The 13,282-nt window shown below is 43.4% G+C and carries 15 protein-coding genes and 1 pseudogene; 8 read left to right on the top strand and 8 right to left on the bottom strand.

What is annotated here, in order from left to right; translation table 11 throughout:
- Nucleotides 1-127 precede the first annotated feature (127 nt).
- The 3 genes from V7L05_RS02945 to V7L05_RS02955 form a co-directional block, all read right to left on the bottom strand.
- The gene (locus tag V7L05_RS02945; protein ID WP_335161649.1) at nucleotides 128-502 is read right to left on the bottom strand and encodes a DUF3593 domain-containing protein; all 375 of its coding nucleotides are present in this window, start codon (nucleotides 500-502) and stop codon (nucleotides 128-130) included.
- Nucleotides 499-834, bottom strand: a complete 336-nt coding sequence (locus tag V7L05_RS02950; protein WP_335161651.1) for a DUF2499 domain-containing protein — start codon at nucleotides 832-834, stop codon at nucleotides 499-501. The genes V7L05_RS02945 and V7L05_RS02950 overlap by 4 nt, the downstream gene beginning before the upstream one ends.
- Nucleotides 835-995: 161 nt before the next feature.
- Entirely contained in the window at nucleotides 996-1,247 is a 252-nt protein-coding gene (locus V7L05_RS02955) for a hypothetical protein (protein WP_335161653.1), read from the bottom strand.
- A gap of 229 nt (nucleotides 1,248-1,476) precedes the next feature.
- Here V7L05_RS02955 and csaB point away from each other — a divergent pair, with 229 nt between their 5' ends.
- On the top strand, nucleotides 1,477-2,520 hold the full coding sequence (csaB, locus tag V7L05_RS02960; protein ID WP_335161654.1) for a polysaccharide pyruvyl transferase CsaB: 1,044 nt from the start codon (nucleotides 1,477-1,479) through the stop codon (nucleotides 2,518-2,520).
- A 187-nt stretch (nucleotides 2,521-2,707) separates the two neighbouring features.
- Nucleotides 2,708-4,183 (top strand): glycosyltransferase family 87 protein, encoded by a 1,476-nt coding sequence (locus V7L05_RS02965; protein ID WP_335161656.1) that lies wholly within the window; start codon nucleotides 2,708-2,710, stop codon nucleotides 4,181-4,183.
- A gap of 166 nt (nucleotides 4,184-4,349) precedes the next feature.
- Here V7L05_RS02965 and pgeF read toward each other — a convergent pair whose 3' ends face one another.
- On the bottom strand, nucleotides 4,350-5,135 hold the full coding sequence (pgeF, locus tag V7L05_RS02970; protein WP_335161658.1) for a peptidoglycan editing factor PgeF: 786 nt from the start codon (nucleotides 5,133-5,135) through the stop codon (nucleotides 4,350-4,352).
- A gap of 78 nt (nucleotides 5,136-5,213) precedes the next feature.
- Between pgeF and V7L05_RS02975 the strand changes: the two genes are divergently transcribed.
- Both V7L05_RS02975 and V7L05_RS02980 read left to right on the top strand, forming a co-directional pair.
- Nucleotides 5,214-6,032, top strand: coding sequence for a biotin--[acetyl-CoA-carboxylase] ligase (locus tag V7L05_RS02975; RefSeq protein ID WP_335161660.1), 819 nt, complete (start codon nucleotides 5,214-5,216; stop codon nucleotides 6,030-6,032).
- A gap of 90 nt (nucleotides 6,033-6,122) precedes the next feature.
- Nucleotides 6,123-7,745, top strand: a complete 1,623-nt coding sequence (locus V7L05_RS02980; RefSeq protein ID WP_335161662.1) for a M23 family metallopeptidase — start codon at nucleotides 6,123-6,125, stop codon at nucleotides 7,743-7,745.
- A 140-nt stretch (nucleotides 7,746-7,885) separates the two neighbouring features.
- On the opposite strand, the gene V7L05_RS02985 is transcribed toward V7L05_RS02980, so the two are convergent.
- Nucleotides 7,886-8,566 (bottom strand): riboflavin synthase, encoded by a 681-nt coding sequence (locus V7L05_RS02985; RefSeq protein WP_335161665.1) that lies wholly within the window; start codon nucleotides 8,564-8,566, stop codon nucleotides 7,886-7,888.
- Between the two features lie 340 nt (nucleotides 8,567-8,906).
- Here V7L05_RS02985 and V7L05_RS02990 point away from each other — a divergent pair, with 340 nt between their 5' ends.
- Nucleotides 8,907-9,404 carry a bifunctional nuclease family protein gene (locus V7L05_RS02990; RefSeq protein WP_335161667.1) on the top strand — a complete coding sequence of 166 codons (498 nt, stop codon included), beginning with the start codon at nucleotides 8,907-8,909 and terminating at the stop codon, nucleotides 9,402-9,404.
- Nucleotides 9,405-9,504: 100 nt separating this feature from the next.
- Nucleotides 9,505-10,635: an aldo/keto reductase gene (locus tag V7L05_RS02995; protein ID WP_335161840.1), complete on the top strand. Its 1,131-nt coding sequence runs from the start codon at nucleotides 9,505-9,507 to the stop codon at nucleotides 10,633-10,635.
- 363 nt (nucleotides 10,636-10,998) lie between these two features.
- On the opposite strand, the gene V7L05_RS03000 is transcribed toward V7L05_RS02995, so the two are convergent.
- On the bottom strand, nucleotides 10,999-11,718 hold the full coding sequence (locus V7L05_RS03000) for a PPC domain-containing protein (RefSeq protein WP_335161669.1): 720 nt from the start codon (nucleotides 11,716-11,718) through the stop codon (nucleotides 10,999-11,001).
- 354 nt (nucleotides 11,719-12,072) lie between these two features.
- Between V7L05_RS03000 and V7L05_RS03005 the strand changes: the two are divergent.
- Nucleotides 12,073-12,324, top strand: a pseudogene (locus tag V7L05_RS03005) (ABC transporter ATP-binding protein); the annotation flags it as partial.
- A 25-nt stretch (nucleotides 12,325-12,349) separates the two neighbouring features.
- Here the strand turns inward: V7L05_RS03005 and V7L05_RS03010 are convergent.
- Together V7L05_RS03010 and V7L05_RS03015 are read right to left on the bottom strand one after the other, a co-directional pair.
- Nucleotides 12,350-12,772 (bottom strand): hypothetical protein, encoded by a 423-nt coding sequence (locus V7L05_RS03010; protein WP_335161671.1) that lies wholly within the window; start codon nucleotides 12,770-12,772, stop codon nucleotides 12,350-12,352.
- Nucleotides 12,765-12,983 carry a hypothetical protein gene (locus tag V7L05_RS03015; RefSeq protein WP_094342777.1) on the bottom strand — a complete coding sequence of 73 codons (219 nt, stop codon included), beginning with the start codon at nucleotides 12,981-12,983 and terminating at the stop codon, nucleotides 12,765-12,767. Before V7L05_RS03015 ends, V7L05_RS03010 begins: the two co-directional genes overlap by 8 nt.
- Nucleotides 12,984-13,009: 26 nt before the next feature.
- On the opposite strand from V7L05_RS03015, the gene V7L05_RS03020 reads away from it, so the two are divergent.
- A complete protein-coding gene (locus V7L05_RS03020; protein WP_335161673.1) occupies nucleotides 13,010-13,216 on the top strand; it encodes a hypothetical protein in 207 nt (68 codons plus the stop codon).
- Nucleotides 13,217-13,282 lie beyond the last annotated feature (66 nt).

The following is a 13,282-nucleotide window of genomic DNA, read 5'->3' on the forward strand; positions in this document are numbered from 1 at the left end:
TTCAGCATCAATTCTGTACGAGTGGCGGATAGCCACGGAGAGCGAGTCCGCCCAAGCAAGCTACGCCTTGGTCTCGTAGAGAGCATATGAATAAACGGCGTTTTTGCACCTCGACTAAATCTTTGATTTAGTGGTCTTCAATCAATGGGTCTGAATCTCCCACGCTCTTGATTCTGACTCCTGAATTCTGACTTCTGAATTCTTCTTCAATATTTTTCATTTTTAATTGCCTGACAGCTTGCCCAAAACCCAGCACAAGCAAAATATTAGAAAGGGTCAAAAATAGTTCTGCACCGCCGTGCAACCAATCTACATTTGCTAAAGACTTGCCATAATGCAATACAGCATAAATCCCCGCCGGGATGGTGATGCCAACAAACACGAGAGTGCCGTAAAATCCATATAGCGCTAAACGCGGCATTTGCGGACTGCGGCTAATAAACCACAAGAAACCCAAATAGGGAAACAGTGAAAGTGCAAACAGGGTTTCTTTAGAAATCATTGCTCTAATTTGATAGGTTTTGGTTCAACAGTGTCAGGAGATTTGGTAGAACGCCAAATCAAAAACGCTGCTGCCCAAAGCGTAAAATTACCAACTAAGGTCATGGTAGCTTGAAGCGTTACCAGCCATTCCAGAGATTCGGCGTTGTCGAAATAATGCCAGGTACAGGCACACATGGCGCTGACCAAAGCTGGTAACATGGCCAGGGATAATCCCCACCAATTGCGGTTATTAGTGAGTTCGCCGTAAGTCCAGATTAACCAAATGGCGACAATCCACTCAATAACGCTAGAAATATGAATAATCCAGGTGGGAATCGAAAGCGTGTGCATAGAGTGGGGAGTGGGGAGTGGGGAGTGGGGAGTGGGGAGTAGGGGTTTAGCAATGCTAAACCCCTACAGTGAGTTAGGAGTTAGGAGTTAGGAGTAGCAGTGTCAAGGTGATATCTAGCTTAAATTTTATATTTGTTTAAACAAAATCTTCACTTGTTATTTTAAAATTTTAAAGATTTCACCTTCAGAGGCTCAACGTTTACCTTCAGAGGCTCAACGTTCACCTTCAGAGGCTCAACGTTCACCTTCAGAGGCTCAACGTTCACCTTCAGAAGCTCAACTTTCACCTTCAGAAGCTCAACGTTCACCTTCAGAGGCTCAACTTTTACCTTCAGAGGCTCAACTTTCACCTTCAGAAGCTCAACTTTTACCTTCAGAGGCTCAACTTTCACCTTCAGAGGCTCAACTTTCATTTTCAGAGGTTCAACGTTCACTTTCAGAGGCTTAACTTTCTTAACATAGCTTCAAATATTAGCGCCAATTTACTTATTCAAAGTAAAACTTGGCAATAAGTTTACCTTCTGTATTGGGAACAGAGATTGATTTAACAATAGCTATTAATCTAAAATCGTTCGACTGAGCGTTCGCGTAGCGTCTCGGAGAGAAGTCGAAATCCAAAATCCAAAATCTAAAATGGTCAAGATGCGGGCATTATTATCTGGGTATTACGGTAAAGGTAATGGTGGTGACGAAGCTTTGTTGGCAACGCTTTTGCAAATGTTACCATCTCACGTAACGCCTGTGGTGCTTTCTAGCAATCCACAGGAAACGCGCGATCGCTACAATGTAGAAACCTACGATCGCATGGCTCCCTTACATATATTTGAAGCTTTACGCTCTTGCGATGCCTTGATTTGGGGCGGCGGCAGTCTCATTCAAGATGTTACCAGTACTATCAGCCCATTTTATTATGGGGTAGTGATGGCATTGGCGCAAAAACTGGATTTGAAAACCATTGCTTGGGCACAGGGTATTGGCCCCTTATTGCGTCCGCAAACTCGCTGGCTGGCACGGCAAACTTTTGGTAATTGTACCAAAGTTAGTGTCCGCGATCGCGCCAGTGCTGCTTTATTATCTGATTGGCAAATTCCTTGTATCATAGCTCCTGACCCGGTTTGGGCGTTGGAATCGAAACCAGTACCAGGACTTTGGGATTTACCTGCGCCGAGAGTTGCGGTAACGTTGCGATCGCATCCCCAACTTACAGAAACACGCCTAGCAAACTTAACTCGTGCTTTGGTTGACTTTCAAAAAGCCACACAAGCATTTATTTTACTACTGCCGTTTCAAAAAAGTGAAGATTTAAGTATTGCCGAAGCTATTCGACCACACCTTAAAGATGTCAGCAAGATTTTATGTCTAGAAAATCCGCAACTTTTAAAAGGTGTGTTTCGCGGCGTCGAGATGGCAATTGGGATGCGTCTGCACAGCTTGATTATGGCTGCATCTGTTGGTTGTCGCTGCTTTGCTCTCAGCTATGACCCGAAAATAAATCGGCTCATGGAAGATTTGGAAATGCCTGGGTGGGATTTGGCGAGTTTACCAGATGACCCCAATTTGATTAGTCTGACTTGGATGGAGCATTACGCCAATGGTGAGCCGTTATCATCAGAGAAAATCCAATCTTTGGTGGATGGTGCTTTACTGCACTGCGAGTTATTGAGTCAAGCTTTTTGTAATAATTAAGACCAAAACCCCAATAACTGGGCGTATTGCACGCAAGCAAGAACCGCTACAGGTAATCTTTTGGCGGTAAGAGACTAATTGTCAAAATTTTTTAAATTGATTATAAAAATACTTAAGTATCGTTTATAACGACTGACTTCCGCGATATTATTTACCATATCCAGAAATAATTCTTGAGATAATTACGATGATCAGCTTTGGCTTTTGGAACCTACTTATAGTAATTTTAGTTGCTTTAGTTCTCAAAAATAATTGGCGATTAGATGATGAAAAAGCCGCCTGGAAAAATTCTTTATTCTTAAAATCTTCTGTAATCCAACAGTTGATACAATTTTTTCGTCAACCAATTGTTAACTTTCTCGTCCAAGCAGGTGTTGTCTTAGTCGTTACAAGATTCCTCTGTTATACAGGTTGGCTAGTTTATTTCCTAAATCAACCAAATCCACCCTTATGGGATTTTAAGTGGTATTATGTGGCGAGTAAATTGGCTCATCAGCATTTGAGTCCCTTTAATGTCGAGATATTTAATCAAAGTTTCTGTACCCTAACTAAGATATGTGGCTTTATTCCACCGTTTGTCTATCCACCTAATATTATTCCTCTCATCTGGTTTCTCGGTTATTTTTCGATCAATACTGCATTTACAATCTGGGTTGTAATGCACATATTAGCAATTGGTTTGGCCTTATGGGGAGCGAATATCCTGCTAAAGTCGAAGTCGCCAGCTTTCAGAACTATTTGCACCATCTCCGTTGCCTTAATTTATGGCTTAGTTCGCGATCTTCAAGTTGGTAATGTTGCCATTTTCGTTGCAGTTCTGCTCTTATGGATGTTTATCTTCGCTAGAAAACATCAGGATATTCTAGCAGGAGTTTGCTTGGGGCTTGCCCTTTGTAAACCAACATTAGCTGCATTATTCGTTCTGTATTTTCTACTTAAAAGACGATTTTCTCTAGTTTTTATATCTATTGTTACAGTCACTTCTCTAGCATTTTTAGGTCTAGCTTTGACGGGCAATTCTTTGACACAATTCCTGTCAGATGCATCTCGGGGATTTTCACTCTGGCTAAATGATCCATCAGTTAGCCCCTATATTTCGATTAGTCGCCTCGATTTGATGGTAGTCGGTCCAAGATTACTCCCCAATAACCCATTTTTTGCCAAGCTTTTATCAGACATAATTGTTCTGATACTTGTTGGTTTGGTGGGTTGGTATGGGTATCTACAACAATCTCTCACAGGCTGGTCAAAAAAAATCTACTTAGCAGAAATGGTGCTAGTTTCTTGCTTGAGTATTGCCATCAACTATTCACAAGAAACTAGTTCTGTGATGTTAATACCTGCTGTTGTTTTTTTGCTAAATGATTTGCTGTATCAGATTAGGCATTGTACATTCTCTATGAAAAGAATGGCTGTTTGGTTAGCAGGAGTTTGCTCTCTTGCAGTGCAAACAGCAGTTATTCATGGCTGGCTCATCCACTCTCTAGCAAATCACTGGAATGTGAAAGCGGGGGAATTGCCATACATCATGAAAGTAACTATCTTCGCCCTACCGAGTTATGCCATTTTAGCAATCACCGTAAGCATTTTAGTCTTAGCAATTAGTTCTCTGCGTCAAAAACAGGTTATGAAATTTGAATCATTGAATCAGGTGTCAAATTAGAACATCAAGAATCATAAGTAAACATTTGGGAAACACAGGATACTCTAGAAGGAGATTAAAGAATTTTCCAAAAGAACGTGGATTAAATAAAAGGCAAAACTTTATCCTGTATCTCGACTTATTCGGAATCCTGAGCATCCTAACTATCCGGTGATGAGAATATAGGCTAGTGATTTGTTTTGCCACTGACAATCCCTGACCATTGAACTTTTTTCTCTTTCTCCCGGCGGTAAGAAAAGAAATGCTCTGGAGTTTGGAAAGTACAATAAGGTGCGATCGCAATTTGTTCTGCACTAATTCCCATATTTTCCAGTTGTAAAATATTCACTCGCCGGACATCCAGCCTTACCTTTCCAGCATTGGGATCTTCTAGCAAAGGTGAATTTGGTAGTTCATGTAATGCAATTATAATTTTTTGTTCGTCTTCATGTGGTATAATGCTAGCCCCGATTTCAGCCGCCACATCGATAGAGACTTGGTAAACCTCACCAGCGATCGCCGGACCCATTGCAATGCGTAAATCATCGAGTTTACTGCCTTGAGATTGTAACCGAGCGATCGCTAAAGGCACAATCTTTTTAGCAGTCCCTCGCCAACCTGCGTGTAATGCTGCCACCTGTCCAGTTTTGATATCCCCAATCAGCACAGGTGTACAATCTGCACTAGCTACCCAGAGTGCTTGTAGAGGCTGTTCGCTAACTAAACCATCCGCCGATGCTAAATCCTCTTCATGAGTGCTTAAGAGGCTGTCAATTTCTTGAGGGGTGAGAACAGTATTGCCATGAACCTGCTTTAAGCGATAGACTGATGCCTCTGGTTGCAATAATTCTGTAATAACTTGTGGCGATCGCGGCCAAAACTGCTGGGTAAAGAAGCCGTGATGCCAACCTTCCAGAATACTACAAGTTAGATAGGGCAGTCCTTGCCAATTGCGCCAGTACCAAGTGTGCATCTTCAACCAAACCTAAACGGAACATCACTCATCAGCCAATCAATGCTAACTTGAACAACGGAATTTGGGTTAACTGCTGTGGGATTTAATCTGCAAAACTTGGAAGCAGCCCTGAAAGCAGGGCGTAAGTATACACATATACCATTTTCCCTCCACTTTTTTGAAAGCGTCTCCTCAACTAACCAAACTCTTTGGAACTTACTCAACCAAGGAGCTATTTCAGGAACAGTAGTAATCGCAACTGAGCAATCTGCTGGGCGGGGACAATGGGGACGCCAGTGGATTTCTCCTGTTGGGGGATTATATCTTTCCGTGGCGATTTCTTTCGACCACAAAATAGAGGCTACTGACAGCTACCAGCTAACTTTTGCTACTGCTTGGGGAATTGCGTCTCAATTGCGCCAGCGCGGTATAGATGTTGGGATAAAATGGCCCAATGATTTAGTTTTAAATGGTCGCAAACTAGGCGGCATTTTGACAGAAACCAAAGTAAACAAAGGACAAATTACGCAAGCAGTAATTGGTATTGGTATTAACTGGACAAACTCAGTACCCGAAACTGGAATCAATCTGGAATCGTGGCAAGCTTCCCAAGATTTCAGACCAATTTCTTGTCTGGAAATGCTAACCTCTATAGTCTTATTGGGAATAGAATCCGGTATGGAGTGCCTTTGCCAAGAAGGAGTAAACATACTCTTGTCTCGCTATCTAGACTTGCTTACAAACATGGGCGATCGGGTGTACGTCAATAATCTTTCAGGTATTGTAGTTGGGGTAACATCTCAAGGAAATTTACGAGTTGATTTGGAAATAGATGATACAAAGGAACTAATTACACCGGAAATTTATATTGAACCCGGTACAATCAGTTTGGGGTACCATAAATCTTCCATTTAAATTTGAGGTTTGTTCAAAATTTAGCTCTTTGGGCAAGACAAACCACTAGCATCATCTCTTTAGACTAATTACACACAACTGAGAGAACAAATGACGCAGCGCAATAATTCTGCCCATGATGGTTTGCATTACTTATGGCGGCAAGGTCTGACGAAAAAACGCTTTGCCTCGACGCTACCAGCACAGAGCCTCTGTTGGCTGAGTAGCGTTAGCCTCCTCAGTGGCGGCTTCGTGTTTGCTCAAACGGAAACACAAATAGATAACATCGTTCCCACTGTTGAAAGTTCCCAGCCCACAGCAGTTACAAATCCAGTTAAAGCCTCTCTGCGAGACGCTACGCGTAGCTTGCTTCCACGAAGTGGTACGACTCCGCTCGGCTTAAAAAAACAGGCTGTTGCGCCAGAAGAAGTGTCAGCGCAACCGGAATTTTCCCAACGGCGAGCCAAACTCAGACAGAGATTAGGTAAGCCAGAGGTTGCTCAATCAAAAGAGCCAGTTAGGCAGTCTACACCCAAAATCGAAGTTGCTGAACCTGTTGTAATTATCAGGCAGTCAAAGCCGAAAGTAGAAGCCTCCCAGGTTACTCCTGCAAGGGTGAGACAGGAAAAACCTAATACCCCTGCCCGCTCTTTACCTGAAAAACTTCCAGAAGTTGCTCAACCATCAAATAACTCGAACAGTACTGTCAGTGCAACGGCGGGGAAAACCAAGGATTATAATAACGCCTATATTGATCCTAATAGTTATGACAGTGGTGCTACAGCTACTTATCAAGCACCAAATTCCGTAATTCTCACAGACCGTTCCAGTGGTTGCCGAGCCATTTTGCCGTCAGGACAAAGCGTATTAGGTGGCGTTTGCGCCAAAGTACCCCAAAAGAATGTCGCTGATTCTAATGGTAAACCAGCACCCACTTGGCTCAGAAGAAGTCAAAACGCACAATTAGCAAACGTTCCACCCGTGCGGCAGATTGCAACTACTGGCAACACCAGCAGATGGCGTCCTACTCAAAGTGATTCTAGCGGTAACACTAAGAGCGGATTTCGCCCGAATCGGTTTATCCCGAATCCCGGCGAGTTCAGCCCCACAACAGTGAGTGCAACTCCCATCACGCCGAGCGGTGGGACTTTACCTCCACCAATGGCAGATGGCAACATTGCACCTCGCCCCAGCACCGTAGCTTACGACTTCTCACTGGCATCAGTATTGCCGCAAATCCCCTACACGGGGAGAGTCGCCTATAGTGGTACGGGACTGATGTATCCATTGTCTATTCCTGCTCCCATTACCTCCTTGTTTGGTTGGCGAATTCATCCAATCACAGGTAATCAACGCTTCCATGCTGGTACAGACTTGGGTGCGCCTACGGGAACACCAGTTTTGGCAGCTGCTGCTGGTCAAGTGGAAACTGCTAACTGGATGGGTGGTTATGGTTTAACCGTTATCCTAAATCACAAATCTGCTGAACAAACTCTTTACGGTCACATGTCAGAAATCCTTGTTCAACCCGGTCAGTGGGTACAACCTGGAACTGTCATCGGGCGAGTTGGCAGCACCGGGGCTTCCACAGGCCCTCACCTGCACTTTGAAGTCCGTCACCTAACACAAGATGGGTGGGTTGCGACAGACCCAGGTGTGGAATTACAGTCCGCCCTCAGCCAGTTAGTGCGCGGCTTGCAAACCGCCCAGGTAAGCCAACAACCAGGCGGCTAGAAGGGGAGGGGGATGAGGGGGATGAGGGGGATGAGGGAGATGAGGGAGAAACCAATGCCCCATGCCCCATGCCCCATGCCCCATGCCCCATGCCCCATGCCCCATTCTCAATACCCTACTCCCTACTCCCTATTCCCCAATTAGAGATACCCATGTTCTGCTAAGAATGTGGGCGTAATGCCATCTATACTAGTATCATCAGGGGCTGTGGTGTGTGGGTTGCCAGAGTAAAGGAATTTTTCTACGTATTTGCCAAGAATATCCCCTTCTAGATTCACCAAACTCCCAGGAACTAAATAGCGAAGATTTGTCTCGGTGTAGGTGAGGGGAATTACCGCCACTTTGAATTGGGAGAGTTCTGGCTCATATGCGGCGACTGTGAGGCTGATGCCATTGACCGCTATACTACCTTTAGGGACAATGTACCGTGCGATCGCCTCGGATGCAATAAAGGACATTTCCCAAGAACTAGCCGTTTGTTCTGCCACTAGCAATCGACCGATGCCGTCTACATGACCCATCACAAAATGACCGCCAACTTTGCTGCCCACCCTGAGCGACGCTTCTAAATTGACGTATCTCTGTTGGGTTTGCTCACCTCCCAACGTCGTGCGGCGTAGAGTTTCCGGTGAAGCAGTGGCAATAAACCCGTCTTTTAAAACTTTTTCCACTGTCAGGCAAACACCATCTACAGCAACACTGTCACCATAAGCCAAATCCTGCATAATTACTTCACCCGACTGGCTTACACAAGTAATTTGCCAAGAATCGCCCCCTAAGGGTTCCATCGTTCCTAATGCCTGGATTAATCCTGTAAACACGGCTTTTTTGTCAAACTAACTCTATTTATTGCCTAATTTTGGCTGAAATCAATTGGTAATTGTCACAGAAATCTCGAATATCTAAGTATATTTTTTGACTTTTTTTCGTATAGGGATATTAACACATTAGCATCCTTCACAAGGCATACTTGGGTAAGAAGGTTATTGTCTAAGAAGACCAATTTGACTTACTCTGGTTTTCACCACAAGTTCGGAGTTTAATAGAAGCAATTATAGAGAACGAATGCTTATGTTTATTCCTGTCGTCAAACCGCCCAATAAAGGGTGCTATTTATTACACAGCATCCAAGGCTCTCAAAGGATTGTAGAGGCTTAGCCAATGATTGAAATGAAAGTCGCTGGCATAGCATTAGATGCCATAACCCGCAGCCCGATCGTACTTTTGAAAGATTCTTCAGATCGGCGGGCTTTGCCAATTTACATCGGTCAGGAACAGGCTAGGGCAATTATGGGCGCACTGGAGAATCAGAAGCCTCCTAGACCCTTAACCCACGACCTGATTGTGAATCTTCTGGAGACTTGGAACATGACTCTAGAAAAGGTGATTATTCATTCCCTACAAAAGGATACATTTTATGCAGCTTTAATTGTCCAGCAAGGCGAAGTCAAAAAAGAAATTGACGCACGTCCTAGCGATGCGATCGCCATTGCCCTCCGTACAAATACCCCCATCTGGGTCATGGAAGAAGTGATTGCCGATGCTTCTATCCCTGTTGATCGCGATGCAGATGAAGCCGAACAGCAAGCCTTCCGTGAATTTATTTCCAATCTCCGTCCTGAAGATTTGATTAAGCGCTTTGATAATGGTGATAGCTAGGCAATTTTAGATTTTGAATTTTGGATTTTAGATTGAAGGAAAAATCTAAAATCTAAAATCTAAAATCTAAAATTGAATGATTCCTAACTCTTTGTTAAAGATGCAATACCGACGCTTTGGGAAAACGAATCTGCGCCTCTCGGTTTTTTCTCTGGGAACAATGCGCTACTTGGCTTCTTTTGAAAATGCTCACCAGACCATCGAACAAGCCTTAGCGCTAGGAATTAATCATCTAGAAACCGCCAGAGGTTATGGCAAAAGTGAGGAGTATCTTGGTAAGGCGCTAAAAGCTGGGTTGTCAGTACCCCGAACGAGGCTTCACGTCACTACCAAAATCTCAGCCACAGTAGATGCTGACACCATGCGTCGGTGCATCGACGAATCCCTAGAACGATTACAGCTAGATTATTTAGATTGCTTAGGTATTCATGGGTTGAACACTTGGGAACATTTGGAGTGGGTACAAGCCAAAAATAGCTGTATGCAAGCTGTGGAGGAAGCTGTTGCTGATGGTCGAGTGCGACACGTTGGTTTTTCTACCCACGGATCATTAGAGGTAATTCAGGCTGCAATAAATACAGATTTTTTTGAATTTGTCAATCTGCATTATTACTATTTTTTCCAAAGAAACGCACCAGCGATTCAGCTAGCAGCTGAGAAAGATATGGGCGTTTTCATAATTTCCCCTGCTGATAAGGGAGGACGCCTCTACACGCCACCCCAAATCCTAAAAGACCTATGTCAGCCGTATTCACCCTTAGAATTAAGTTATCGATTTTTACTTGCTGACAACCGTATTACTACTTTGAGTATAGGGCCAGCAAACCCAGATGAATTAAGGGAACCTTTGCTAGTCGCTAACCATGATGGAGAGTTAACATCACCAGAAATTTCTGCTTTCCAGCAATTAGAAAATCACCAAAAAGTTGCTTTGGGAACTGATAAGTGTAGCCAGTGTTATGCTTGTTTGCCCTGTCCAGAAAATATCAATATTCCAGAGGTATTGCGGTTACGTAATCTCGCAGTTGCATACGACATGAAAGACTATGGACAATATCGTTATGGAATGTTTGAAAATGCTGGTCACTGGTTCCCTGGAATGAAAGGCAACCGTTGTACAGAATGCGGTGACTGTTTGCCTCGGTGTCCAGAAAAGTTAGATATTCCAGCTTTATTGCAAGATACTCACGAAAGATTAAATGGGAAAGCAGGTAGGAGATTGTGGGGATAAAAATCTAAACAGGAGTCAGAATTCAGAATTCAGAATATCCGTTAAGGACTTCCAGAAAATAAAATAAATAAGTGGAACCATTGAGTATCGCAACAATGGCAAAAACCAAAAAAGAAAAGTCCTTGAACGGCATTCAGTAGAACTTAATACATTGCAATGCTGACATACAGCAGATTTCAAGGAAAGTGAAGTACACAAGCTAAGTCTCAAACCCAGGTATAAAGGCTGTTTTACTTCTGAATTCTAACTCCTTAATTCTGAATTCTGCTGTAAAAGCTATCCTGACTTTTCTATGCGAACAGTCGAATAGTTTGCATAACTGGGGAGTTAGTCAATACTTTTCAAACATCATCTCACAGTTAGCTATACAGGAGCCGCAGTCAGGCTGTAGTTGATCGGGTCGCCGGAAGATTGATAGACCTGGACAAAGTAGTTATCACCAGGATTCAAAAATTTGGTAATTACATCATTTGAGCCGGAACCAAGATCTGAAGTGGTAATGACCTCGCCAGGATCAACCACAAAATTGCTATTAATATCCTGAATAAGTCGGAGATCAGGATCCTCAGACTTGATCGGATGGAGGGTAAACGTGAAACTGCCAGCCGTGTTCACAACGAAATTATAGATATCAGAGGTATCATTGTTGCTCAAGGAGTCTTTAAAGCTTCTGGAACTCGTTAGAGGACCAATTAGGACATCGCTGGGCAGGAGGTTACTGGCTGATCCAAAGGCAGTGGTTGATAGGCTCAAATCATAATTACTATTGTTAGTAGAATACCGATTAACTTGAGCTATGTAAGCTCCTGCTGCCTGCTTTGCAATGTTAATTGAATCATCCGAGGTGCCATCACCAGATGAACTACCAACCTGCGTGTCACCAGCATCAACAATTCCATTACCGTTCAAGTCCTGGAAAACTTTGACATCAACATCAGCGCTCAAGCCCGTGAGAGCCACGTTGATGTTACCGTTACTATCTAGGTTGAAACTAAAGGTGTCTTGCGGGTCGCTGTCGCCAACAAAGTTATTAACAATGGTTGCGTTATCACTGAGTGTACCAAGGCTAAATTCTGCTGCCATTTTCTTACTTCCTTAGATGTTAAAAGTAATTTTTGATACAGAATGCGAGGCAGATAGAAAAACCAAGGGAGCAATGCTCCCACTAACTAAAATGTTAGGAACATAATCATAGCATGATATGTGCCGTAAGTAATTCTCAAATGATAATTATCTTAATTATCTGTATATTTTATTTCCTCGAAGTCCCTAACCTAAGCATGGGAGTTAGTACCCAGTCGCATACTCGTCATTCTGACTTCTGGCTCCTGAGTTCTTTATTGGTAAAATTTATAAAGATTAAAAGAGTTAGGAATATCTGCCCAAGCTGGGGTATCTCGCCCCAAAAAAAAAGATGAAAATTAAAAAAAAAGAAATATCCTACGCCAATCACTGACGGTTTTCCGCTACAGTGGAGGGGCTGTAAGCTTAGTATGGACTACTAGCCGATCGCTTACTATTCTTATGGCTAGTTTAACAATAGTTGCTGGTCTTTTACCGGCGGCGATATCTTACATTGGTAAGTTAATTGTTGATGCGGTGGTATTTGCCTCTGAAGTTAATTCAGATAGCAATGGTTTTGTGAATATTTATCCCTCTCTGTGGTATGTAGGATTAGAAGCGATCGCTGCCAACTGACGCTCCTGTCTTCATTTTATCCAACTTGTTTGGGACGAACTTCAAATTCAGAACGCGCACGGAAGAAACAAACATCAAACTCAAAGAAGAAATTAGCTTGCCCTAAGATTAAAGGCACATTGGGTGCTTGTGTCCAAGCAAATGCAAGATTAATGGTGGGGAATGAACTGACTTGAGCATCAACAACGACTGCACGAGCTTCAAATCGAGCCAAGTTCCCTGCCAATAGAACTGAGAGAGTTTCATCCTCCCAAATTAAGCCCAGTTGTAAACCCAACTCATAGGGCAAAACATTAACGCTTGGACCTGTATCCAATATACCTTCAGTGTTCAGAGATTGACCATCAAGACTGAGCGTCAAAGGTAGGTATGGCATTCGATCAACCATGCCAAGGGTGCTATCAATGATTTTGTAGGGAAATTTTTGAGTGTCAACCATTCTTCTCTTGCTGCTTTGTCGCCAGAAGATTCATCAAGACATTGGCAGCCTCAGAACAATTGTACGGCGACCAGACTGGATACTCCCGGTTCGCAACAAAGAAGTTTGCATCTTCTTCCTTGACCAGTTCTGTGGCAAGGAACTGCATTAGCCGAAGCTTGTCAATTTTTGGAAGTTCCTGGATTTGTGACATGAGTTCAGCTAATGGCATTTGAGAATCTCCTCGTCTGAGGGCTGGTGAAAGGAAGCGATCGCCCTCTCATTTTAGCCTCGCGATCGCATCCACGGTTGCAACTTAAAGTGCAATCTGGCTTCTGGTTAGTACTGCTAGAGAAAAGTGATGCTGGGTTTCCTGTTGTCAACCCCGCCTACGGCGATAGGCGATCGCCCTACTTTGAGCTGTGCAATTGCACCCTCTGGAGCTATATGTATAACGACGTATAACGTTGCCCATCACCCGCCGCAGATATCATCTTAATTCCAACAGATAGCTTCTCGACGGTCGGTGTG

Source organism: Nostoc sp., assembly GCF_036917755.1.
GTDB lineage: Bacteria > Cyanobacteriota > Cyanobacteriia > Cyanobacteriales > Nostocaceae > Nostoc.

Coding starts and splice junctions, on each gene's coding strand:
- V7L05_RS02945 (WP_335161649.1), bottom strand. CDS start 502: ATGATTTCTAAAGAAACCCTGTTTGCACTTTCACTGTTTCCCTATTTG.
- V7L05_RS02950 (WP_335161651.1), bottom strand. CDS start 834: ATGCACACGCTTTCGATTCCCACCTGGATTATTCATATTTCTAGCGTT.
- V7L05_RS02955 (WP_335161653.1), bottom strand. CDS start 1,247: ATGAAAGTTGAGCCTCTGAAGGTGAAAGTTGAGCCTCTGAAGGTAAAA.
- csaB (WP_335161654.1), top strand. CDS start 1,477: ATGCGGGCATTATTATCTGGGTATTACGGTAAAGGTAATGGTGGTGAC.
- V7L05_RS02965 (WP_335161656.1), top strand. CDS start 2,708: ATGATCAGCTTTGGCTTTTGGAACCTACTTATAGTAATTTTAGTTGCT.
- pgeF (WP_335161658.1), bottom strand. CDS start 5,135: ATGCACACTTGGTACTGGCGCAATTGGCAAGGACTGCCCTATCTAACT.
- V7L05_RS02980 (WP_335161662.1), top strand. CDS start 6,123: ATGACGCAGCGCAATAATTCTGCCCATGATGGTTTGCATTACTTATGG.
- V7L05_RS02990 (WP_335161667.1), top strand. CDS start 8,907: ATGATTGAAATGAAAGTCGCTGGCATAGCATTAGATGCCATAACCCGC.
- V7L05_RS02995 (WP_335161840.1), top strand. CDS start 9,505: ATGCAATACCGACGCTTTGGGAAAACGAATCTGCGCCTCTCGGTTTTT.
- V7L05_RS03000 (WP_335161669.1), bottom strand. CDS start 11,718: ATGGCAGCAGAATTTAGCCTTGGTACACTCAGTGATAACGCAACCATT.
- V7L05_RS03010 (WP_335161671.1), bottom strand. CDS start 12,772: ATGGTTGACACTCAAAAATTTCCCTACAAAATCATTGATAGCACCCTT.
- V7L05_RS03015 (WP_094342777.1), bottom strand. CDS start 12,983: ATGCCATTAGCTGAACTCATGTCACAAATCCAGGAACTTCCAAAAATT.